The organism is Myxococcus hansupus (assembly GCF_000280925.3).
Taxonomy (GTDB): Bacteria; Myxococcota; Myxococcia; order Myxococcales; family Myxococcaceae; genus Myxococcus; species Myxococcus hansupus.
This window is the reverse complement of sequence record NZ_CP012109.1, coordinates 9,469,342-9,490,432: the sequence shown is the minus strand read 5'-3', so window position 1 is coordinate 9,490,432 and position 21,091 is coordinate 9,469,342. Positions and strand designations below refer to the sequence as shown.

Annotated in this window: 18 protein-coding genes and 2 pseudogenes; 12 read left to right on the top strand and 8 right to left on the bottom strand. The window is 70.3% G+C overall.

Annotated features, from left to right (window positions below; translation table 11 throughout):
• Positions 1 to 250 precede the first annotated feature (250 nt).
• The 5 genes and pseudogenes from A176_RS39200 (at position 251) to A176_RS37540 (ending at position 3,694) form a co-directional block, all read left to right on the top strand.
• Positions 251 to 547: a DUF6311 domain-containing protein gene (locus tag A176_RS39200; RefSeq protein ID WP_049872441.1), complete on the top strand. Its 297-nt coding sequence runs from the start codon at positions 251 to 253 to the stop codon at positions 545 to 547.
• 71 nt (positions 548 to 618) lie between these two features.
• Positions 619 to 852: a hypothetical protein gene (locus tag A176_RS40510; protein ID WP_226994445.1), complete on the top strand. Its 234-nt coding sequence runs from the start codon at positions 619 to 621 to the stop codon at positions 850 to 852.
• A pseudogene (locus A176_RS40670) lies at positions 834 to 1,448 on the top strand (2OG-Fe dioxygenase family protein). The gene A176_RS40510 and the pseudogene A176_RS40670 overlap by 19 nt, the downstream one beginning before the upstream one ends.
• A 45-nt stretch (positions 1,449 to 1,493) precedes the next feature.
• Positions 1,494 to 2,656 (top strand): annotated as a pseudogene (locus A176_RS41110) (bestrophin family protein).
• Positions 2,657 to 2,659: 3 nt separating this feature from the next.
• Positions 2,660 to 3,694, top strand: a complete 1,035-nt coding sequence (locus A176_RS37540; RefSeq protein ID WP_226994119.1) for an acyltransferase family protein — start codon at positions 2,660 to 2,662, stop codon at positions 3,692 to 3,694.
• A gap of 6 nt (positions 3,695 to 3,700) precedes the next feature.
• Here the strand turns inward: A176_RS37540 and A176_RS40485 are convergent, their stop codons facing one another.
• From A176_RS40485 to A176_RS37525, 3 genes are read right to left on the bottom strand one after another with little or no spacing between them, the layout of a single operon-like run.
• Positions 3,701 to 4,441, bottom strand: coding sequence for a c-type cytochrome (locus A176_RS40485; protein WP_226994118.1), 741 nt, complete (start codon positions 4,439 to 4,441; stop codon positions 3,701 to 3,703).
• A complete protein-coding gene (locus tag A176_RS37530) occupies positions 4,402 to 5,652 on the bottom strand; it encodes a metallophosphoesterase family protein (RefSeq protein WP_144429689.1) in 1,251 nt (416 codons plus the stop codon). Before A176_RS37530 ends, A176_RS40485 begins: the two co-directional genes overlap by 40 nt.
• Positions 5,653 to 5,663: 11 nt before the next feature.
• A complete protein-coding gene (locus tag A176_RS37525; protein ID WP_021781179.1) occupies positions 5,664 to 6,977 on the bottom strand; it encodes a cytochrome-c peroxidase in 1,314 nt (437 codons plus the stop codon).
• Positions 6,978 to 7,198: 221 nt separating this feature from the next.
• Between A176_RS37525 and A176_RS37520 the strand changes: the two genes are divergently transcribed.
• Positions 7,199 to 7,447 carry a hypothetical protein gene (locus A176_RS37520; RefSeq protein WP_002638025.1) on the top strand — a complete coding sequence of 83 codons (249 nt, stop codon included), beginning with the start codon at positions 7,199 to 7,201 and terminating at the stop codon, positions 7,445 to 7,447.
• Here the strand turns inward: A176_RS37520 and A176_RS37515 are convergent.
• Positions 7,444 to 8,802 (bottom strand): DUF2156 domain-containing protein, encoded by a 1,359-nt coding sequence (locus A176_RS37515; RefSeq protein ID WP_226994117.1) that lies wholly within the window; start codon positions 8,800 to 8,802, stop codon positions 7,444 to 7,446. The two genes, A176_RS37520 and A176_RS37515, sit on opposite strands and share 4 nt — an antisense overlap.
• A 260-nt stretch (positions 8,803 to 9,062) precedes the next feature.
• On the opposite strand from A176_RS37515, the gene A176_RS37510 reads away from it, so the two are divergent.
• Genes A176_RS37510 through A176_RS37485 form a run of 6 tightly spaced genes read left to right on the top strand, consistent with a single transcriptional unit; the run spans position 9,063 to position 16,220 of the window.
• Positions 9,063 to 9,773 (top strand): hypothetical protein, encoded by a 711-nt coding sequence (locus A176_RS37510; RefSeq protein ID WP_002638022.1) that lies wholly within the window; start codon positions 9,063 to 9,065, stop codon positions 9,771 to 9,773.
• Positions 9,770 to 10,357 carry a hypothetical protein gene (locus A176_RS37505; protein ID WP_002638021.1) on the top strand — a complete coding sequence of 196 codons (588 nt, stop codon included), beginning with the start codon at positions 9,770 to 9,772 and terminating at the stop codon, positions 10,355 to 10,357. The genes A176_RS37510 and A176_RS37505 overlap by 4 nt, the downstream gene beginning before the upstream one ends.
• A 47-nt stretch (positions 10,358 to 10,404) precedes the next feature.
• Positions 10,405 to 10,983: a hypothetical protein gene (locus A176_RS37500; protein WP_002638020.1), complete on the top strand. Its 579-nt coding sequence runs from the start codon at positions 10,405 to 10,407 to the stop codon at positions 10,981 to 10,983.
• A 13-nt stretch (positions 10,984 to 10,996) separates the two neighbouring features.
• Positions 10,997 to 13,549 (top strand): M1 family metallopeptidase, encoded by a 2,553-nt coding sequence (locus A176_RS37495; protein WP_002638019.1) that lies wholly within the window; start codon positions 10,997 to 10,999, stop codon positions 13,547 to 13,549.
• Positions 13,546 to 14,904, top strand: a complete 1,359-nt coding sequence (locus A176_RS37490; RefSeq protein WP_002638018.1) for a DUF6986 family protein — start codon at positions 13,546 to 13,548, stop codon at positions 14,902 to 14,904. Before A176_RS37495 ends, A176_RS37490 begins: the two co-directional genes overlap by 4 nt.
• A gap of 23 nt (positions 14,905 to 14,927) precedes the next feature.
• Positions 14,928 to 16,220: a hypothetical protein gene (locus tag A176_RS37485; RefSeq protein ID WP_044889874.1), complete on the top strand. Its 1,293-nt coding sequence runs from the start codon at positions 14,928 to 14,930 to the stop codon at positions 16,218 to 16,220.
• Between the two features lie 175 nt (positions 16,221 to 16,395).
• Here the strand turns inward: A176_RS37485 and A176_RS37480 are convergent, their stop codons facing one another.
• The 4 genes from A176_RS37480 to A176_RS37465 form a co-directional block, all read right to left on the bottom strand.
• Complete coding sequence (locus A176_RS37480) at positions 16,396 to 17,463, bottom strand: DUF2804 domain-containing protein (RefSeq protein WP_002638016.1); 1,068 nt, start codon at positions 17,461 to 17,463, stop codon at positions 16,396 to 16,398.
• 127 nt (positions 17,464 to 17,590) lie between these two features.
• Positions 17,591 to 18,763 (bottom strand): ABC transporter permease, encoded by a 1,173-nt coding sequence (locus tag A176_RS37475; RefSeq protein ID WP_044889875.1) that lies wholly within the window; start codon positions 18,761 to 18,763, stop codon positions 17,591 to 17,593.
• Entirely contained in the window at positions 18,760 to 19,497 is a 738-nt protein-coding gene (locus A176_RS37470) for an ABC transporter ATP-binding protein (protein ID WP_002638014.1), read from the bottom strand. Before A176_RS37470 ends, A176_RS37475 begins: the two co-directional genes overlap by 4 nt.
• Positions 19,498 to 19,509: 12 nt before the next feature.
• Positions 19,510 to 21,045 carry an alpha/beta hydrolase gene (locus A176_RS37465; RefSeq protein WP_044889876.1) on the bottom strand — a complete coding sequence of 512 codons (1,536 nt, stop codon included), beginning with the start codon at positions 21,043 to 21,045 and terminating at the stop codon, positions 19,510 to 19,512.
• Positions 21,046 to 21,091 lie beyond the last annotated feature (46 nt).

Here is a 21,091-nt window from a genome sequence, read left to right as displayed (position 1 = left end):
CTACTACCTGCTCCTCACAGGGGCGTGGCGTGGGTCCTCTGGCGCTGGCGGCAGCGGCCCGGCGTGGCCACCGCGCTGCTGCTGGGCGCGGTCCTGCTCCAGGTCGTGGACGCTCCGGACGCCTGGTCCCAGAGGATGTTCGTGGGCGCTCCCTGGCCACGGCTCCAGGCCCCGGAATGGGAGCGCGTGGACGCGGCCTACCGACAGGTGACGCTGGTGCCTCCCGTCATTCTCGGCTCGCAGCGGCCCTGTGGAGAACGGCTTCCCGGAGCACACCTACGTGCGCTTCGGGGACCTCGCCTACCGCCGGGGCCTGACGACCAACAGCGGGTACTCCGCCCGGCTCAACGAGCCCCGCGTCGCGGAGGTCTGCGCCGCGCTCATGGACGACGTGGAGCACGGGCGCCTCGCGGAGGACACCGTCTACGTGGTCGACGCGGCGAAGCGGCCCTCTTCGAGCGGCTGGGCGACCGCGTCACCTGCGGCGCCCTGGACGGCTACACCGTGTGCGTGGCGGCACGGGACGGCGCGTTCCGCGAGTCCTTGAAACAGGCGTCCCCACCCCCGCCCGCCCCCCGCGCCTTCGGCGAACACCCCTCTCTGAATCCGACGACCGCCATGAGCTTTCAGCCTCCCATCATCCCCGCGACCGAAGTCCCCGCCGCGCTGCGAGAGCGCGGCTACGCCGTGCTCGGACGCGACGGCCTCTGCGAGCTCGCCGGGCTCGTGTCCTCCGCGCTGGACGCCCTGCCACCGTCCTGGAACGACCTGCCCCTGGACGGCTTCCTCCGGGACGGCGGCCGCTACCGCTCGCGCGGCACGCCTGCTTCATCGTGGACGGCGCATCGGTGACGCAGGTGCCACACCGCGCGCACTGGCAGCCGGTGGAATACAACGCGCTGCACGGCGGGCTCGAACGCTGGTTCGAACCCGTGCAACCGGACGTCGTGTCTCGTCCCGTGTGGGCGGGCTGATTCGCGGCATCGCCGCCACCTGCTCCCAGCTCAAGGGCGAGCGCCCCTGGTTCGTCGAAGCCCACCAGTTCCGCATCGACACCGGACGGCATCGGCCGGCCGACGCCGGAGGGCGCGCACCGGGACGGCGTGGACTTCGTCGCGGTGCTGCTCGTGGGCCGCGAGAACATCAAGGGCGGCGAGCGCGTCTTCGAGGCCGACGGCCCCAACGGCCTGCGCTTCACGCTGACGGAGCCCTGGTCCGCGCTGCTGCTCGATGACGCCCGCGTCATCCACGAGAGCACGCCCATCCAGCCCCTGGAGGGACGGGCCACCGCGACACGCTCGTGCTCACGTTCCGCTCCGGGGGTTCCAGGGACCCGGGTAGCGGCTCTGCTCGTTCCCGGACACTCCGAGGTTCGTCCGCGCGCCGCAGGACACACGCGCGCGGCGGACGGGGTGGCGCGCGTTGCCGATCCGCGTTCGCGTCATTAGACGCATTGCGCAAGGCACCCTCACCCAACTTGGAGCATTCCTCGAATGATTGTCGGCCGGAGGCTGTCCTGGCAGATCATCCTGCGTTACACCGGCAAAGCCGTTGCGATTCACGTGCTGTTCGCGCTGGCGGTGAACATCGGCTACCGCGTGTTCGACGCATCGTGGATGGCCGTCCCCGCCATGCCGGTATCGATTCTGGCGGCGGCGCTGGGCGTGCTGCTCGCCTTCCGCAACGGCTCCGCGTACGACCGTTGGTGGGAGGCACGCACGCTCTGGGGCGGCGTGGTGAACTGGTCGCGCACCTTCGCCCGTCAGGTGCTGACGCTGCTGCCCAACCCGGAGACCAACGGGGGCAGCACGCCGGCGGGGCTGGAGTTGCCGTCGCCCGTCTCACCGTTGCTGAAGACCGCGGTGGAGCGTGGCGGCTCCGTGTTGACGGTGGCGGGGACCCGGGCGAGCGACGGCGCGGTTCGCGACCAGTTCGGCCAGGCGCGCGTTCACCCGGAGCAGGGAAGCCCCCGGGCCAAAATCGCGGAGTTCGGTGACTCGGGCGAGGCCCAGGGCGAGGCCCGCGGCGTCATCTCCAACATGCACGGAGACGTCACCGAGGACGCGCGGGAGCTGGTGTACGCGCAGATGGGCTTCGTGAACGCCATGCGTTGCCACTTGCGGCGGCAGGACCCGCTGCCAGAAATCGTCCCCTTCTTCCGGCCCGAGGTCATCGAGGCGCTGCGCGAGGAGCAGAACGTCCCCTCCGCGCTGATTCTCTGGATGGGCACGCGCCTGCGCCGCATCTACGGGCAGGTGTCGGACACGCAGAAGGTGATGTTCCTGCACGTGACGATGGACCGGACGCTGTCCGAGCTGACCGACCTGCTGGCGCGTGCGAGCGCATCAAGAACACGCCCCTGCCCCGTCAGTACGACATCCTTCTGCTGGCCATCACGCGCGCCTACCTGGTGCTCCTGCCCCTGGGCGTCGTGGCGGACCTGGGCTGGCTCACCCCGTTCGTCACCGCCGTCATCGCGTTCCTCTTCATCGGGCTGGATGCGGTGGGCCGGGACATCGAGACGCCGTTCGAGGACGACGTCAGCGATACCCCCATGACGGCCCTGTGCAGGACCATTGAAATCAACCTGCGCCAGATGCTGGGGGAAACGAAGCTTCCCGCTCCCGTGCAGCCTCAAAATGGGCTTCTCTATTGAGGCGTGACGACCGCTGGCCGCATCCCGCTGTTCGAGAACGTGCGTGGCCTCCTCATCCTCCTGGTGGTGATGGGGCACGCGCTCGAACCGCTGCTGACGCGTGAGCCGCTGGCGAGGGCGCTCTACTCCGGCCTGTACCTGTTCCACATCCCCGCCTTCGCGTTCCTCTCCGGCCACCTGTCGCGCGCGGAGACGGGCGCGAAGGCGCTGGAGGCCATCGGGTGGGGGCTCCTCGCGCCGCTGGCCGTCTTCCAGGTGCTGTACGTCGCCTTCGACGTGTGGGTGCTCGGCCGCGAGTGGAGTCCGCACTGGGGGATTCAGCCGTACTGGCTGCTGTGGTTCCTCGTGAGTCTCGCGAGCTGGCGCTGGGTCCTCCCGCTGCTGCGGCGCCTGCCCCAACCGCTGACCTGGGCCGTCGCGCTGTCGCTCGGCGCGGGGATGCTGGCCTGGGTGGGCTACCCGTTCAGCCTGTCGCGGACCTTCGTGTTCCTGCCCTGCTTCGTCGCGGGGCACCTGATGCCCAGAACCTGGCTGCTGACGTCCTCGGCTTCGCGGACCTGGCGCGTCGCGCTGGCCTTCCGCCGTGGCCGCTGGGCTGGGCGTGGGTGTCTGCACCATCGCCCTGGGCTGGCTGCCGGCCCCCAACACGCAATGGCTGTACGGAAGCAGCGGGTATGCCGCGCTGGGAACCCCGCGCTCGCCGGCATGGCGACACGACTGACACTCTTCTGCGGCGCGCTGGCGCTGACGTGGGCGCTGTTCACGCTCGCCCCGCGCAACGAGGGCGCACTGACGCGCTTCGGCGGGAGGAGCCTGGCGGCCTTCCTCCTGCACGGGTTCTTCGTACGAGGCGCCGAGGCCACGGGCGCCTTCGCGCACCTCCAAGGGCCGCTGGGCGTCGCGCTAGCGCTGGTGGCGGGAGCGCTGCTCGCCGTGCTGCTGGGCCACCCGCAGGTGGTGCAGGCCACGCGTTTCCTGTGGGAGCCCCGGTGGCTCTTCCAGCGAACGCGTGGCGCCGTCCCTGGCCTGGGGCGCTGAGCGGGCCTACTTCTTCCCGTACTCCAGCTTCACGCCCTTGCGCTTGGCGTAGATGTACGCCTCCATCGCGCGCATGCGCGGGTCGCCATCCGCGAGCGGCCTGCCGCGCACCGGGTTCTCGATGCACCAGTTGATCATGTCGCGCAGCAGCGCCACGCGGCCGAGCTGCACCTGGTACTTCGGATACGTCTCCGGGTGGGTGTTGGACGCGTCCGGGTGACACATGTCACAGGAGATTCCCACCGTGCCGCCAATGGCCTGCGCGTCATGGAACACGCGGTGGCCCTCATCCACGAACTGCTCGGTGGAGGCGGCCCAGATGGCCTCGTCCCGGTCGGAGAACGCGCCGTAGGTGTGGCCGTCCTGGATGGGCACCGCCTGCTGCTTCTTCACCTCCGCGCCGCCGCTCTCCGGCGTCACGCCGCCCTCACGCACCGTGCCCTTGGATGGCGCGGGCGTGCGCGGCTGCTGGGTGCGCGGCGTGGTGGAGCCCGGCGCGGGCGCCTGCGCCACCAGGGGCACCGCGTCCCAGTGGGCGTTGGGATTCTTGCGCAGCCACTCCTCCATCAGCGCGCCCGACACGTGCTGGGCCTGGGCGCGCGTCAGTGACTCGCCAGCCTTGACGCCCTTCACCTCCATGGACGTCTCGCCGTCGCACAGCCCCACCACGAGGTTGCCGTCCTTCGACACCGGTAGCTCGTGCTTCTTCACCTCGGGCGCCTGGGTGCCCCGCGCGGGCGGCGACACGGGCCGGTGGCCAGCGCCACGCCCCCGCGAACGACAGCACGGCACCCGTTCCCACAAGCAGCTTCATCCGGAAGGTCATGGTGTCCCTCGCGCTCAGTAGCTCGGCAGCTTGGTCCGGGGCGGCACGTCCGCTTCCCACCCGACGCGAGGTAGCTCGCGCGCACGGAGATGGGGTTGCGCTCCCAGAGGTTGTACAGCTTGTCCACCATCCCCGACTCCAACACGTCCATCCGCCCGTCACCGCAGCCGTCGAACTGGCTGAAGGGGTCCGAGCGGTTCATCTGCACCGTCAACTGAGGCAGGCCCTCGGGCGCGTAGGGCCAGGGCCACGCGGTGGACAACATGCCGTGGAAGCTCATGTTGCCAATGCGGTTGCTGAGGAGCTGGTGCGTGTGCCCGTGGATGACCGTCACTGTCTGGAACGGCTTGAAGAGGGCCTGCACCTCGTCCGCGTCGTCCGTCCAGAAGTTCCAGGGCCGGTAGTACTTGTAGAGCGGAGAGTGGCTGAAGACGATGATGGGCGTCGCCTTGTTCACCTTCGCCAGGTCCTGACGCAGCCATTCGCGCTGCGGCGCGCCGACCTCGAAGCGGGACTGGATGCCGTTGTCCAGGCCCGCGACAATCTGCATCCGCTCCTCGGGCGACAGGCCCCGCTCCGTCCAGAAGTCCTTCTCCAGGATGGAGTTGAGGACCACGAAGTGGACGCCCTTGTGGTCGAACGAATAGTTCGGCGGGCCGAACAGGTCCGTCCACAGCTCGCCCATGTCGAGGAACCAGTCGTGCTCGCCCGTCATCATCCGGATGGGCGCCTTCACGCTCTTCAGAATCTCCGCGCCCAGCTTCAGCTCGCCCGGCTTGCCCAACTGCGCCAGGTCTCCGCCGAAGAGGACGAAGTCCGGCTGCGGGTCCAGGCCATTCACGTCATCCACGGCCTTGAGGATGGCGCGCACGAAGCGGTCGTTGAGCTTCTTCTCGTACAGGTGCGTGTCGGAGATGTACGCGAAGGAGAAGCGCGGCTTCGTCCCCTGCGCCTCCGCCACGTTGACCAACTGGAAGCTGTGCGGCGTGCGCAAGCCCATGCCCGCGGCGATGCCGGCGGAGATGCCCGCCACGCGGAGGAAGGCCCGGCGGTCCAGCTTCTTCAAGTCATCGAAGAAGGCGTCGCGCTCTGCGTAGTGCTTCGTCTCGATGCTGCGGAACTTGTTCCCCATGACGGCGTCTCCTAGGGCTTGGACGTCGAAGCGGGCTTCACCTGGGCCTCGGTGCCGTACACACCGATGTCCGCCGGGTTCTTCACCGCCAGGTCCGGGTTGGGGGCCAGGTCACCCAGGTTCCCCTTCTTTCCCATGGCCACCGCGGTATCGCGCTCCGGGCGTTTGCTCTTCAGCCCGCGCTGCCGGGCCTGCTCCTGGGTGGCGAACTTCACGAACTGCTCGTCGGTGAGGGTGAACAGGAAGGCCACCACGTCGTCGATTTCCGTCTCCGTCAGCCCCAGCCGCTGCATGCCGCCGTCCAGGTACGGGTTGGGGACGCCGCCCTTGTTGTAGTGGTCCATGACGTCCCACAGCGTCACCAGCGAGCCGTCGTGCATGTACGGACCGGTGATGGCGATGTTGCGCAGGGTGGGCGTCTTGAAGGCGCCCACGTCGTTCTCCTGCTTCGTCACCAGGAAGCGGCCCAGCTCGGAGAAGCGCGTCTCCAGCGCCAGCTCGTCAATCTGCTTCTCGTCGCCGGTGCGGACGACCTTCAATCCCTCGCGGGCGAGCTGCGGGAAGTCCGTCTTGTGCGCCGCGATGCCGATGTTGTGGAACTTCTGGTCGCTGAACAGCGGCGACACCACGTTGCCCGCGTGGCAGGTGTTGCAGCGGGCCTTGCCGTTGAAGAGCGCCCAGCCCCGGCGCTCCGCGGCGGAAAACGCCTTCGCGTCGCCGGTGATGAAGCGGTCGAAGCGCGCGTTGCCCGAATAGAGCGTGCGCTCGAAGGCGGCGATGGCCACCGCCAGGTCGTCGAAGTTCACCTCGCGGTTGAAGACCTTCTGGAAGTCCCGCACGTACTCCGGAATGGTCTTCACCTTGGCCACCACCGCCGCCTCGTCGGGCATGCCCATCTCCCGAGGATTGAGGATGGGCAGCTTCGCCTGGTCCTCCAGCGTGGAGGCGCGGCCGTCCCAGAACTGGGAGGCATTGAAGAGCGCGTTGAGGATGGTGGGGCTGTTGCGCGTCACCTTCTGCCCCTTCACGCCCTCGGACACCGGCTTGGCGTCGGCGAAGCCCAGGCGCGGGTCGTGACAGGTGGAGCACGACACCGTGTTGTCCACCGACAGCCGCTGGTCGTTGAAGAGCTTCTCGCCCAGGAGCACGCGCTCAGGCGTGGGAGCGAGGTGGGGCGGGACGGACAGCTTCCACAGCACCGCGGACACGCCGGGTGGCAGGTCAGCGGGCGAGGACACCACCTCCCTGTCCTGGGGTTGAGCCTGCCCGGAATGGGCGAACAGCAGGACGGCGAGCGACAGTGCAACGCCACACGGCGGGCGCATGGTCTCCCCTCCCCACCAGACACCGGGCACACCGCGAGGAAGTCGCGGCACCGTGGCTGGGGTCAGTTCTTTCCTGAAAACAGCACTGTACCGGAGCCGCGGTCCAGGGTCCGTTCCCGGGAATGTCCATCAATGGAGCAATGGCAGACACCTTGCGTGGGCTGCCGAACACCCCCGGCGCGTGCATCTTTCCTCAAGGGAAGACAATCCAGGAGGGCGTCATGTGGGATCCGGGTGAGTTGCGCGAGGGAATGGCGGTGCGGGACGAGCACGGCCGGAGGCTCGGCACCGTGGTGGAGATTGGAGACACGCACTTCGAATTGGAGCAGGGCTGGCCGCCCAGCCGCGATTACATGGTGAGCTTCCACCTGGTGGCGCGGGTGGACCACGGCGAGGTGTTCCTGCATCCCGGCCACGGCGCCACCGTCCCCACCGAGGACGAGCCGCTCGACAGCGGCGCGTTCATCTAGCGCCCAGGCAGGCTCAAGTCCCGGGAAGCGAAGAGCAGCCCGGACGCCGCCGCGGGCGCGAGCACGGCCAGGGTGATGATGGCGCCATCCAGCAGCCCCTGGGCCAGGGGCACGTTGTAGGTGACGGCCTGCGCGAACGTCAGGCAGGCATCCGCCGCCGTCAGGACGCCCAGCGCCGTGGCCAGGGAGTCCCGCCAGCGGCGCACCAGGGAGAACAGCCCCACCGTCAGGCCCACGTCGAACAGCACCCACGCCCACTGCACCTGCACGGAGGGGAACCACCGCGCGGTGGCGGGCAGCGCGAGCAGCACCGTCCAGGGGACGAGCAACACGGCCAGCGCGTGCACCAACAGCCTGGGCCTGCGCAGCAAGGTGGCGACGCCGAAGCGCAGCAGGCTGCCTTGCGCGAAGGCGCGCAGCGCGTCGTACACCGCCAGCAGTCCGCCTCGCGGCGTTGGATAGGACAGCAGGAGGGGCACCCAGGCATCAGGGCGGAACTTCGCCTTGAAGGCGCGCAGGCCCTCGAAGTCGAAGAGGGGCCGGCCACACGTCCGCGCCAGCCGCAGCCACGGCCGCACGGGCCCGGACAGCGGCGCCAGGCCCAGCGTCACGTAGCGCCGCCCCCTGTCCGCCGCGGCCCGCATGGCCGCGTCCACCAGGGACTCCGAGGTGCCGTTGGGCGCGTCCGCGGTCCGGAGCAGGTCCTGGAGGAACCAGCCATCCCGCGCGTACACGGGCACCACCGAGAGGAAGCCCACCACCTTGCCGCCCACCTCCGCCAGGAAGGCATGGCGTTCGCGCGCGAAGTCGTCGGGGTGGAGCTTGACCAGGAACCCCATGGGGGCCATGCGCCGGAAAAGCAGCCAGCGCCGCTTCAACTGCGCCACCGCCCAGGACACGGGGTTGCGCGGGTTCTCCAGCTCCGCGGCGGGGACCTCGCGCACCGTCACGCCGCGAGCCCGTGCGCGGCGAAGCTGCTCCCGCAGGCTGCGGCTGCCACGCACGACGGCGTCCCAGTTCGCCGGGTCCCAGACGGGCTGCTCGCCAATGGACAGCGACGCCATGGGCACGTGCTCATGGAAGCGCGCCTCCGTGGCGAAGAAGCACACGCGCCGGCCCGCCGCCCGCGCCGCCGCATGGAAGCCCTCCGCCACCGCGGCCAGCCGCTCCTGCGAAGCGATGGGCGCCCCGGCGGCCACCCAGGCGCCGCCGGTGTCCACGTACGCCACGCACGCGTCCCCCGCCGGGTCGAACCAGTAATGGTAGATGGGCTGGAGCACCTGGAACGACGTGGCGTTCCAGCCGTACAAGCGCAAGAGCGCCAACACCCGCTCGCGCGGATGCCGGTTCGACACGTCCCCTGGCGCTGGAGGTCCTTCCACGGGCCTGGAAGGTATGTGCCGCATCCAGTGGGCTGCAAACGAGAACACCGCCTGTCCTGCCTCGCGCGCCGCTTCCACACGGACCGCGCGAGACCACACGCCCACGGGGAGGTCGCCCGTGACTGCTCGGGCGTGCCACCCGACAGTTCGTGGGCGCGGAAGCGAGCAGGCATTCGGCGCGCGGCGGATTCGCCGTAACGTGGGGCCCACTCCTCCTTCCTGGGGCGCGTGGCTTGAAACCTCATCCCTTCGCAGCCTGGGCGCTCGCCGCCCTGCTGTCTCCCTCACTCGCCGCCGCCGAAGATGATGCTGGCGGCGTCCGCACCAACACCGCGCGCCTGCTGACCACGGACGCGGCGGAGGTCATCGACGCGCCCGTCCTGGGGCTCCAGCGCACGGCCATCCCGCTGTTCGCGGGCTTCGCGGTGGACACGTCCCTGTATGCCAACGCCTTGCTGGCGCCCAACCTGGGCGTGCGCTGGGCCATGGCCTCGGGATCCCACCGCTTCGTGCTGGGCGCGCGCTACACGCGCTTCGTGGGCGCCTCCGTCTACTCGGGCATCGTGACGTCGGAGGCGGACACGCCCGCGCTCCAGCGCTTCGAGCCGGAGCTGTCCGGCCCGTCGTTCTACGCCGTCTACGGCATGGCGCTGGGCCCGCTCCTGGTGCAGGGCGAGGCGCGCTACGGCATCTACACGTCGGACTACCTCTCCTTCACCGGCGCGGTGGCCTTCAACTTCTCCGGGCACTGGTCCGTGGTGGGTGAAGCGGGCGTGCGCGTGAAGGGCGGCTCCACCCTGCGCGCCGCCGCGGGCATCCGCTACGGCGGTGAGCACTTCGGCCTGGGGCTGGGCGCCACCTACGTGGACATGAGCGACCCGGCGCTTCCCGGTGAAAGCCTGCCCGTCCTCCCCGTCGTCGACCTGTCCTGGAGCTTCCGATGATGCGCGCCCTGCTGCTGCTCCCCTGCGTGCTGCTGTTGTCCGCGTGCTCGGCGGAGATCGCCATCCAGACGGAGCCCTTCGACCAGGTGGTGCCCGTCACCTCGCTGCTGGAGCCCGTCTACGCGGAGGTGGCGCTCGACCTGCCGGAGGAGTCCGTCAACACTCAGAACCTGGACATCGTCGTCAACGAGGTCGCCGCCAGCCTCGTCGTGGTCAACCCGTCCCCCACGCTCACCCTGCGCACGGCCGCGCGCCTGTCGCTGACCGGCAGCGCCACGCCGGACAACCCGCGGCTGTACACGGATTTCAACCGGCCGGCCTATTACGACACGGCGGCGGAAATCCTCCCGCAGCGGGACTTCCAGCCCAACTCCCGCACGCCCGTGCGCATCGACGCTCCGGCGCTCAAGAGCGCCATCGGCCGCCGGCGTGTCTGGGTCATCGTCAGCAACACCGTGGTCCGCTCCGGCCTCACGCTGCCGCAGCTTCCGGCGCAAATTCGCCTGGAGGACATCGTCTTCCAGGCCCTGCTCACCAAGCCCTTCCCCGGGCTGGGGGGCGCGCTGGAGGTTGGCGGGCTGTAGCCAGTCGCGGGCGCGAGTGGGAAGCTGTCTGGAACCGACTCGCGCCCGTGACCTTCGCCTACTTCGACAACCTCAGCCACGCGCAGCAACGCGTCTACCGGATGAGTGATTCGGTCCACGCGCTCCGCCTGCGCGAGCCCCGGACGCTGGAGCCCCTGGTGACCGCGCTGCGCGAGGCGCTGGCCACGGGCCGGGTGGAGGACACGGAGCAGGCCACCGCCCGCCTGAGCGACGCGTTGTGCGAGCGGCTCGGCGTGGTGAGGACCCGGCTGGAGGTCCTGGAGGTCCGCCCGTCCTCCTCCACCGGCGAGCTGCACGGCATGTACACCCTGGAGCGAGGCCAACGTCCCCTCATCCAGCTCTGGATGCGGACGGCGAAGCACGCGCGCGTGGTGGCCTTCCGCACCTACCTGCGCACCCTGCTGCATGAGCTGTGTCACCACTTGGACTTTCTTCTGCTGGAGCTGCCGTCTTCCTTCCACACGGAAGGCTTCTTCCAGCGGGAATCCAGCCTCTTCCATCAGCTCGTGCCCCGCCCCGCCAGACAACGGCTTTCCGGGGCCGCCAAGGGTGTGGCTGAAAACACCCCTGACATAAGTCCAGGCAGGCGGCGGCGCGGAGGCTAGATTCCGCATCCCTATGGCGCACCCGACCGAAGACAAGAACTTCCGCCTTTCGACCTCCATCCGTCCCCGCCGTTACGCGGCCACGCTGACCCTGGACCTGGACGCGAAGTCCTTCTCCGGCCAGCAGACGCTCGAGCTGGACCTGTCGGCGCCGTCGAAGGAAATCATCCTGCACGCCATCGCCCTGGAGCTGGGTGAGGTGACGTTCCGCGCGGGCAACACGCAGCACAAGCCCGCGTCCATCCAGCCCGTGGCGGCGAGCGAGACGGTGGTGCTCCGCTTCGACGAGGCGCTGCCCACCGGCGCCGCGACGTTGGACATCGCGTGGACGGGCCGCTTCACGGAGGGCCTGCGCGGCCTGTACCAGGCGGGCAAGGTGGCGGCCACCCAGTTCGAGGCCGCCGACGCGCGCCGCCTCTTCCCCTGCTTCGACGAGCCCGCCTTCAAGGCGCGCTGGGCCCTCACCGTGCGCGTGCCGCAGGGCCTCACCGTGCTGGGCAACGGCCCGGTGGTGAAGGACACGCAGGAGGGCAACCTGCGCGCGGTGACGTTCCAGGAGACGGAGGTGCTCAGCAGCTACCTCATCGCCCTGGTGGTGGGCCCCCTGGTGGGCACCGACGCGCAGGACGTGCAGGGCGTCCCGGTGCGCACGTGGGCGCTGCCGGAGAAGGCGCACCTGACGCGCTTTGGCCAGGACGTGGCGCTGGCGGTGCTCCCCAAGCTCCAGGACTACTTCGGGCTGCCGTATGCCTTCACCAAGGTGGACCAGGTGGGCATCCCCGACTTCGAGGCGGGCGCCATGGAGAACGCCGGCCTCATCACCTACCGCGAGGTGGCGCTGCTGCTGGACCCGGCCACCGCGCCGCTGTCGGTGAAGAAGCGCGTGGCGGAGGTGGTGACGCACGAGCTGGCGCACCAGTGGTTCGGCAACTGGGTCACCATGGTGTGGTGGGACGACCTGTGGCTGAACGAGGCCTTCGCCACATGGATGGCGTTCAAGATTGTGGACCAGTGGCGCCCGGAGTGGCGCATGTGGCTGGACTTCGACGCGCACCGCGCCAGCGCGCTGCACCTGGACGCGCTCAAGTCCACGCACCCCATCCACGGCGAGGTGCGCAACGCGGGCGAGGCCGGTGAGAGCTTCGACGCGATTACGTACGAGAAGGGCGGCGCGGTGCTGCGGATGATTGAGGGCTTCCTCGGCGAGGCCCCCTTCCGCGAGGGCATCCGGCAGTACATGCGCAAGCACGCACGCGCCAACGCGGTGAAGGAAGACTTGTGGAACGCGCTGGGCGAGGCCGCCAAGCAGCCCGTGGAGGAGCTGGCCACCGCGTGGGTGGGCCAGAGCGGCTTCCCGCTCGTCTCCGTGAAGCTGGACGGGCGCTCGCTGTCGCTGTCGCAGCGCCGCTTCTATTCCGAGCCCGGCGTGACGAGCGGCGAGAAGTGGCCGGTGCCCGTCGTACTTCGCTACCAGGACGCCAGCGGCGTGCGAGAGCAGCGCGTGCTGCTGCGCGACGCGCAGGCCACGGTGAAGCTGGAGGGCGAGGGCGAGGTGAAGTGGCTGACGGCCAACGCCGCCTCCACCGGCTTCTACCGGGTGGCCTATGACAAGCCGGGCCTGGAGAAGCTGGCCACGAACCTGAAGGCGCTGGCGCCCTCCGAGCGCATCTCCCTGCTGGCGGACCAGTGGGCGCTGGTGCGCGCGGGAGAGGTGTCGGTGGCGGACATGCTGGACCTGGCCGGCCGCTTCGGCGACGAGGAGGACGACTCCGTCCTGGACGAGCTGGTGGGACGGCTCGCGTACATCGAAGGCCGGCTGGTGGACGGCGAAGACCAGGTGCGCTTCCGCGCCTGGGTCGAGAAGCTGCTGGGCCCCGGCCTGAAGAAGCTGGGCTGGCAGGCGGCGCCGAACGAAGCGGACCGGGTGAAGCTGCGGCGCGCGGCGCTGGTGCGCGCGGTGGGTGGACTGGCGCGCGGGAAGGAAGCGCTCGCCGAGGCGAAGCCCCGCGTGGCGCGCATGCTCCAGGGCGAGCGCGACGCGCTGGAGCCCAACCTGCTGGACGCCGCGGTGGGCATGGTGGCGCGCGCGGGCGACGCGGCGCTCTTCGACGCCTTCCTCCAGAAGCTCCCGTCGGAGCCCGACCCGGCCACGCAGCGGCGTTACCTGCTGGCCCTCACCGCCTTCGAGGACCCGGCGCTCACCGAGCGCGCGCGCGGCCTGCTCTACACGGACACCGTGAAGACGCAGGACGTGTCCAGCTTCGTGGCGGGGCTGCTGGGCAACCGCACCGGCCGCGAGGCGTGGTGGGAGCAGATGCGCACGCAGTGGAAGGACGTGGTGGCCCGCACCGGCGGCGCCCCCATGCTGCTGCGCCGCATCGTCGAGGCCATGGGCCTGCTGCGCACGCGCCAGCACCTGGAGCAGATGCAGGCCCTGCTCAAGGCCCAGCCCATCCCCGAGGCCCAGCAGGCCACGGCCCAGACGCTGGAGCGGCTGTCCCAGGACGTGGCGCTGCGTGAGCGCTGCACCCCCGAGGTCTCCGCGTGGCTGAAGCGTCAGCCGTGAAGACGTCCCTGACTGTGGAGAGCCTCTCGGGCGTCCGGGAGGCCCTGCGCCAGGCCAACGCGGCCTTTGACCGCACGTACCCGGGTGACTCGGCACAGCGGCAGCCGGTGCACGTGGTGTACGGCGGCGCGCACCTCTTCCGGGCGGAAACGGCCCGGAAGCTGGGCACGCTCGCGCTGAGCACGCTGAAGGAATACGCGCCGGATTCGCCCGTGCTGGCGCACGGCCTGGGGCTGCCCCAGCGCGGCCGCTTCGCCCAGCGCGTCTACGCCCGCGTGGTGGCCAAGCTCGAACGCGAGTCCGTGGAGGACCTGCGCATCGACTTCGAGGATGGCTACGGACATCGCACCGACGCGGAGGAGGACGGCCACGCCGTGTCCGCCGCGGAGGAGATGGCGCGCGGACTGGCCCAGGAGCTGTTGCCGCCCTTCATCGGCATCCGGGTGAAGTCCTTCACCGAGGAGCTGTTCGACCGGTCCACGCGCACGCTGGACCTGTTCCTCACCACGCTGCTGGAGCGCACGGGCGGGAAGCTGCCGCCGAACTTCGTCGTCACCCTGCCCAAGGTGTCGCTGCCGGAGCAGGTGAAGGCGCTCGCTCGCGTCCTGGAGGTGCTGGAGACACGGCACGGGCTGCCGGTGGGCGCGGTGGGCATCGAGCTGATGGTGGAGACGCCCCAGGCCCTCTTCGATACCCAAGGCCGACTGCACCTGCCCACGCTGGTGGCCGCGAGCGAGGGCCGCTGCACCAGCGTCCACCTGGGCTTGTACGACTACACCGCGGCGCTGGGCGTGAGCGCGCACACGCAGACGATGCTGCACCCAGCCTGCGACTTCCTGCGGGATTTGGTGCAGGTGTCGCTCGCGGGGACGGGCATCCGGCTGGCGGACGGCGCCACCAACGTCATGCCCGTCCCGCCACACCGGGCCCGCAAGGACGAGCCGCTGCTGCCCACCGAGCGCCGGGAGAACCAGGAGGCCATCCACCGCGCCTGGCAGGTGTCGTACCGGCACATCCGGCATTCACTGGAGCGCGGCTGGTACCAAGGCTGGGACTTGCACCCGGCGCAGCTCCCCGTGCGCTACGCGGCCGTGTACGCGTTCTTCCTGGATGGATTGGACGCGGCGTCGCGCAGGCTCCAGGCGTTCATGGAGAAGGCCGCGCAGGCCACGCTGGTGGGTGACGTCTTCGATGACGCGGCCACCGGGCAGGGGCTGCTCAACTTCTTCCTGCGCGGGCTGAGCTGCGGTGCGCTCACCCAGGAGGAGGTGCTGGCCGCGGGCCTCACCCTGGAGGAGCTCCGCAGTCGCTCGTTCCGGGACATCGTCGCGGCGCGCCGCGCGCGCGCCGGTTAGGGCACGGGGCTCCAGGTTTCGTCATGCGGCGCCTCGCACTCCTGATGTGTCTCACCTCCGCCTGTGCCGGGCCGTCCGTGACGACGGTCCGGCCGGAGCCGCCGATGCCACCGCCCCCGGCTCCGTCGAAGGCTCCACCCGTGCCGTCCGGTCCCGCCGCGCGCGAGCTGGCACCGCTGCCCCTGCAGCGCGTGACGTCCACGGAGGGCATCTTCACCGCCGAGGTCGAAGCCGTGGCGGCGCCCAAGCTGACGCGACACGAGGGCTCCACGCGGCTGGAGATTCCGCTGGGCACCGAGGCGCCGTTGAGCTGCTTCGTGTACGAGCGCCCCATCGACGCGGCGGGCGCGGTGATCGCGGTGGCGAAGGCGGCGCAGGGTCACCGGAGCGTCAGCGTTCGGAGCCTCACGCCCACGGACGTCTCGGTGGTCGCTGGGGCCCCGGTGATGTTCGTGGACATGGATTATGAGGTGGCCACGTCTGGCGACCGCGTCAGCGCGGGCAGGCTGAAGCTGATGGTGAGCGCGAGCCCCGAGCTGCCCCTGCTGTGCGCGCACGACGAGCCCGGCTACGCGCGCACCTTCCAGCGCATCACCACGGGCATCGCCACGACGCTCCAGGTCCCAGGTCAGCCCCGAGCGCCCGTGTCCATGACGGAGCTCCGGGTCTTGAAGCTGGATGGCCGGCTCGCGGGCTTCGAGTGGCGCACCGGGCGGAGTCTGGGCGGTGGCACACAGCGCACGGAGGCCTTCACCAGCCTGCTGCTGCCCGGTTCCGAGAATGGGCCTCGCGCCGAGGACCGCACCATCACCACCGTCACGGATGACGCGGGGCAACTGCTGGAGCAGCGCCATGCCTACGCGGAGAACGGCGGTTTGAAGCTCCAGGTGACGCTCCGGCGTGACCGGCCGAGCAAGCCTCCGCGCCCGATGCCGGCTACCGCGTACCGCTACGAGGGCCGCCAGGGCTCACGCACCCTGAAAGGTCACTTCACGTCGATACGTGGAGTCGCCACCGAGGAGATGATTCGCACGGGCATCCGCGATGGGCTGCTCACGGGCGACGCGTCCGAGGTCCTGTTCGATGTCTACCGCCCCGAGGCCGACGCCACCGCGCCCACGGAGGTGGTGCTGCGCCGGACGCCCGCCGCCGGACCGCGTGCCCTGACTGTCACCACGGGCACCGTCACCGAAGAAGCACGGGCCGACGCGAGTGGCGCACTGGAGTGGACGGAGCGAATCCTCCCGGAGGGCCGCCTCACGACTGAGCTCGTCTACGCCACCCCTGCACCGGGGAAAGACGACTCGCGCCCCTGAGGCACGACGTGCCGCCCGGCCCGTCTCCAAGTCCGCCGTAACGCGGCCTTGTGGCACGACGTGCCGCCCGGCCCAGCTCCAGCCCGCCGCAGCGAAAAGCAGGCGGTACTCGGCCAAGAGACGTGCGGTGCGTCGCCTCCTGGAGAGGCCCACGCGACACGCGTGGGCCATCACCTCACCACAGCATGTCCTGGTCCTCCGTGACGCCGGGGACGTCCTTCAGCTCCAGCGTGCGGCTGCCCACGCGCACCGTGCCGTTGAAGAAGCCCACCGGCTGCGCGAAGTGGCTCACCACGAGGCGAAGGTTCCGGTCCTCACGGTGCACGTGGAACGGCTGGACGCGCAGGTCCACCGCGCCATCCACCGTCACCAGCCGCCACGGCGCCATCAAGTCCTTCGTGTCGTACTCGAAGCGCGCCCGCGCCAGCGGATACAGCTTGTCCCCCAACCACAGCGCGTTCTCGTTGGCGTCCGCGTTGCCCTCGTTGAAGCCCTCCACGAGGTTGATGCCCACCGGTGTACCGTCCGCGAGCCGCCCCGCGGCGAAAGCCCACCGCCACGCCGTGTGCCGCGCGAGGTACCCCTGCGTGTAGTCCATGCCGCCAACGCCACCGTCCAACCGGAAGCGCTTGCCACCCGCCTCCAGGCTGCCGAACGTCAGCAGGCCGTTGCTCTTCATGGTGACGTTCACCAGCCCGTCACCCTCCACCGGCGCCACCACCGTGAGCGCGGGCGGCCCACCGGCCACCATCAAGTCGCCCTCCCACTGGAAGGACTGGAGGCTCCCGGTGCGCAGCCGGCTGACGTCCACCGAGACGCGGTAGCGTTCGTCGTCCTCGCCACGCTGCACCGACAGGCGCCCGCCCAGCGTCCGGAAGGAGGCCTTGAGCCCCTGCCCCGGCTTGTCGCCCAGCTCCACCATGGGGCCCGGCGTGCCCAGGAAGCTCACGTCACACAGGGGCCGGCGCTCACGCAGGTCCAGGGCCACCGCGAAGGCGCTCGACGTGTAGCCCAGGTCCACCACCGCGAAGAGCGCGGCGACCTCCGGCGTGGCGGCGAACGTGTAGTTCCAACGCTTGCGTTTGAGCAGGCGCGTGGCGCGCCCCGGAGCCCACTGCCCTTGCAGGTTCGGCAGGTCGACCTCGGGCAGCTCACCCTGGTACGTGCCAAATCGGGGAGCCCCCCCGCTGGTGGCCACGGAAGCAGGCGCGGGGGGAAACAAGGCGTCTCGCTCGGTCTTCATCTGGCCCCATTGGAAGGAAAAGGCGCGTGGCTGTCACGTCAGGCCGCCGCCCAAATGCCACCCGACGACAGTGACACCTGAGTGTGTGTGGAGCGTAACGCAAAGGGGGCGAACAAGGCGCCTCCTGTCAGCCCCGGCCGAAGACGATGCGCTCCTGGGTCAACAAACGGGTGGTGATTCCCAGCGCCAGCGCCGTCACCATGACGCTGGACGCGGTGGCGATGAGGAAGGGCAGCACGCCCAGCGGCTCCCCGCGCATCACCTCGCCCGCGAGCAGCTCCTGCCCGAACACCGGCACGAAGAACATCCACAGCTTCGGCTGGAGCGGCGACAGGGCCAGCATCATGCCCGGCAGCATGGGGACGAACATCAGGAGGGACAGGTACGTCTGCGCTTCCTTGAAGGAGCGCGCATACGTGGACACCCACACCTGCACGGCCGAGGCGGCCAGGGCCAGCGGCAGCACGGCGGCGGCCATGCCCAGGGCCGCGGGCGCGTCGAAGCGGGCCTTCACCCCCAGGTCCTCCAGCGGAACCCGCTGCACCACCAGCAAATAGCCCACCAGGGTTATCACCACCGCCGCGATGGCCATGGCGACGGTGGACAGCCACTTGCCCACCACCACCGCGCCGCGAGGGGCCGGGTTGAGCAGCAGCGGCTCCAATGAGCCTCGCTCGCGCTCGCCGGCCATGGTGTCACTGGCCACCTGCATGCCGCCCGCGAAGGCGGCGATGACCAGGAAGAGCGGGACCGTGTTGAGCATGCCCGCCGCCGTGCGCTCCGGCGTGGACAGGTCCGTCTCCGCCACCCGCACGGGCATGGCCAGCTCCGGCACGACGCCGCGCGCATAGAGGCGCTGGTTGCCGAGCATCTGCGAGTACGCCTCCAACAACCGCCGCGCGCGCATCACCGACTGGCGCGCGGACTGGCGCGAGCTGTCCACCACGAGCTGCACCTCGGCAGTGTGCCCGGCGGAGTACGACTCCGCATAGTCGTCCGGCACCACCAGCACCGCGTCCAGTGAGCCCGCGCGGACGCGCTCCTCGTAGTTCTCCGGAGCCGCCTCCAGCTTCGCCCCGTAGCGCTCCAGGAAGGCCATCAGGCTGGGCGCATGCTCACGCCCCACCACGGGCAGTTGCAGCGGCCGGTCCTGCCGGTACCAGGAGGCCAACATGTTGAACATCACCAGGAACACGACGGGGCCAATCAGCGGCCACAGCAGCGAGGTCAACACCGAGCGGTGGTCCCGCAGGTGGTCCCGCAGCTCCTTGCGGAAGACGGAGAAGGACAGCCGCATCATTGCATCAACCCCTGGTCCGTGCCGATGGTGGCCACGAAGGCCTCCTCCAGGCTGTCCTTGCCGGTGCGCTCGCGCAGCGCGTCCGGCGTGCCGTCCGCCACCACGCGCCCGTGCGCCACCACCACGATGCGGTCACACAGCGCCGCCACCTCCTGCATGACGTGGCTGGAGAACACCACGCAGCGGCCCTCGTCCTTCAAGCGCCGCAGCAGGTTGCGCACCGCGCGGGTGCTCATGACGTCCAGCCCGTTGGTGGGCTCGTCCAGCAGCACGTTGCGAGGCCCGTGCACCAGCGCGCGCGCCATGGCCACCTTCACACGCTCGCCCTGGCTGAAGCCCTCCGTGCGCCGGTCGGCGATTTCGCGCATGTCCAACAGGTCCAGCAGTTCATCCACGCGCTTGTCCAACACGGCGCCGGACAGGCCGTGCAGCTCGCCGTAGTAGCGCGCGTGCTCGCGGGCCGTCAGGCGCGGGTACAGGCCGCGCGCGTCGGGCAGCACGCCCAGCCCCCGCCGGGCGTCCTCGGGCCGCTGCACCACGTCCACGCCGTCCACCAGCGCGGTGCCCCGGTCCGGGCGCACCAGCGTGTAGAGCATGCGCATCGTCGTCGTCTTGCCGGCGCCGTTGGGGCCCAGCAGGCCGGTGATGATGCCGTCCTCCGCGACGAAGGACACGTCCTCCACCGCGACCACCTTCTTGCCGAAGCGCTTGTGCAGGTTCCTGGCTTCAATCATGGCGCGCGTTCCTCAAGGCACCGGGCCGGCGAAGGAGGTGAAGAAGGGAGGACGGGTGAGGTTGTCGCCGCACGTGGACGTCAGCCCCTCCACGCTCCCTCGCGTCAGCAGGTCCGACATCAGCGTGCGCGCGCAGTCCGCGCCCAGCGTGTTGTGGCCCACCCCGGGCACCACCACGTGCAGGCTGTTGGACAGCGTGCGCTTCGCCTCCTCGGCCCAGGCGGGAGGCGTCACCGGGTCCAGCTCGCCCGACAGCAGCAGCGTGGGCACCGACGACACCACCGGCTCGCGGTAGCCCTGGGGCAGCGGGGTGCGCGGCCAGTCCGCGCAGACGGAGAGCACCTCGCGGCCCATCGTCGAACCGAACCACGTCCCTTGCGACTCGCGCGCCACCGACTCCGCGTCATAGAAGGGCGCGTCCTCCGCGCAGACGATGGCGAAGTAGAGCCCCTGGCTCACCGTGCGCCCCATGCTCTCCGTCAGGCCCACGCTCAGCGCGACGAAGGGCGCCCAGTCCCCCTGCGTGGCGCGGTCCAGCATCAGCGGCACCAGGGAGGACATCTCCGGGCTGTAGAGCTGGGCGAAGAGCTGCGTCAGGAAGGCGCGGCGCGACAGGACGACCTCTTCCGGCACGCCCGTGCGCGGGTGCGCCACCTGGACGCGCGCGGGCGTGGACTCCAGCGACGTCAGCAGCGCCTCCGTGCGGGTGCGCAGGTCCGGGTACGCCTTCTGGCACGCCCCGTCCGCCGCGCAGTTCGCCAGCAGCAGGTCCAGTGCCTTCTGCGCGTCGCGCGGGGCATACAGCGGCAGGTAGAGCCCCATGGGCGCCACGCCATCCAGGATGGCCGTCCGCACACGCTCCGGATACTGGCGCATGTACACGAGCGCCGCGCGCGTGCCGTACGACACACCCCAGAGGTTGAGCTTCTCGTAGCCCAGCGCCGCGCGGACCTCGTCCAGGTCGTCCATGGCGATGGGCGTGGTGTACTGGCGCACGTCCGCGTCCCAGCCCTCACGGCACTTGCGCAGCGCCTCCGCCGCGCCGCCTTCCTCCAGCCGCGCGGACAGCTTCTCGTCAGGCGAGTCCGTCTTGCAGTTCAGCGGGTTCGAATCCCCCGTGCCGCGCTGATCCACCAGCACGATGTCGCGCTTGCGGCGGATGCGCTCCACCGCCAGCAGCACCTGCGTGCGCGAGGCCGCCTGCCCCGGGCCCCCCGCCAGCAACACCAGCGGGTCTGGCGCGGGCTGCGCCGCCAGCGCGGGCACCACCACCACGCGCAGGGGAATCTTGCGACCCGTGCGCTCGGCGCGGTTCTCGAAGACCTCGTGGGTCCCACACTGCGCCTGCGTGGCCAGGCCCTCCAGCCGGCAAGGCTTGAGGGCCAACGTCCGGACACCCTCGGCATCCGCGCCCCACTTCGAGCAGGACACCGACCCCGCGGCCAGCAACGACACCAGCAGGACACGCCAGCGAGGAAGATGGAAGGAGATGTGCGTACGGACCCCGGGCAAGGCCGCCTCCGGCTGTGGACGAGAGGTATCCCCCATACCACCCGCCCTCCGGGGCGGGTACACCCATCCACGTCCCAGACGC

Bases quoted from the DNA above. Each gene is read 5' to 3' on its own strand.
- A176_RS40510 (WP_226994445.1), top strand. From the start codon at position 619: ATGAGCTTTCAGCCTCCCATCATCCCCGCGACCGAAGTCCCCGCCGCG.
- A176_RS37530 (WP_144429689.1), bottom strand. From the start codon at position 5,652: ATGGGGAACAAGTTCCGCAGCATCGAGACGAAGCACTACGCAGAGCGC.
- A176_RS37525 (WP_021781179.1), bottom strand. From the start codon at position 6,977: ATGCGCCCGCCGTGTGGCGTTGCACTGTCGCTCGCCGTCCTGCTGTTC.
- A176_RS37520 (WP_002638025.1), top strand. From the start codon at position 7,199: ATGTGGGATCCGGGTGAGTTGCGCGAGGGAATGGCGGTGCGGGACGAG.
- A176_RS37505 (WP_002638021.1), top strand. From the start codon at position 9,770: ATGATGCGCGCCCTGCTGCTGCTCCCCTGCGTGCTGCTGTTGTCCGCG.
- A176_RS37495 (WP_002638019.1), top strand. From the start codon at position 10,997: ATGGCGCACCCGACCGAAGACAAGAACTTCCGCCTTTCGACCTCCATC.
- A176_RS37485 (WP_044889874.1), top strand. From the start codon at position 14,928: ATGCGGCGCCTCGCACTCCTGATGTGTCTCACCTCCGCCTGTGCCGGG.
- A176_RS37480 (WP_002638016.1), bottom strand. From the start codon at position 17,463: ATGAAGACCGAGCGAGACGCCTTGTTTCCCCCCGCGCCTGCTTCCGTG.
- A176_RS37475 (WP_044889875.1), bottom strand. From the start codon at position 18,763: ATGATGCGGCTGTCCTTCTCCGTCTTCCGCAAGGAGCTGCGGGACCAC.
- A176_RS37470 (WP_002638014.1), bottom strand. From the start codon at position 19,497: ATGATTGAAGCCAGGAACCTGCACAAGCGCTTCGGCAAGAAGGTGGTC.
- A176_RS37465 (WP_044889876.1), bottom strand. From the start codon at position 21,045: ATGGGGGATACCTCTCGTCCACAGCCGGAGGCGGCCTTGCCCGGGGTC.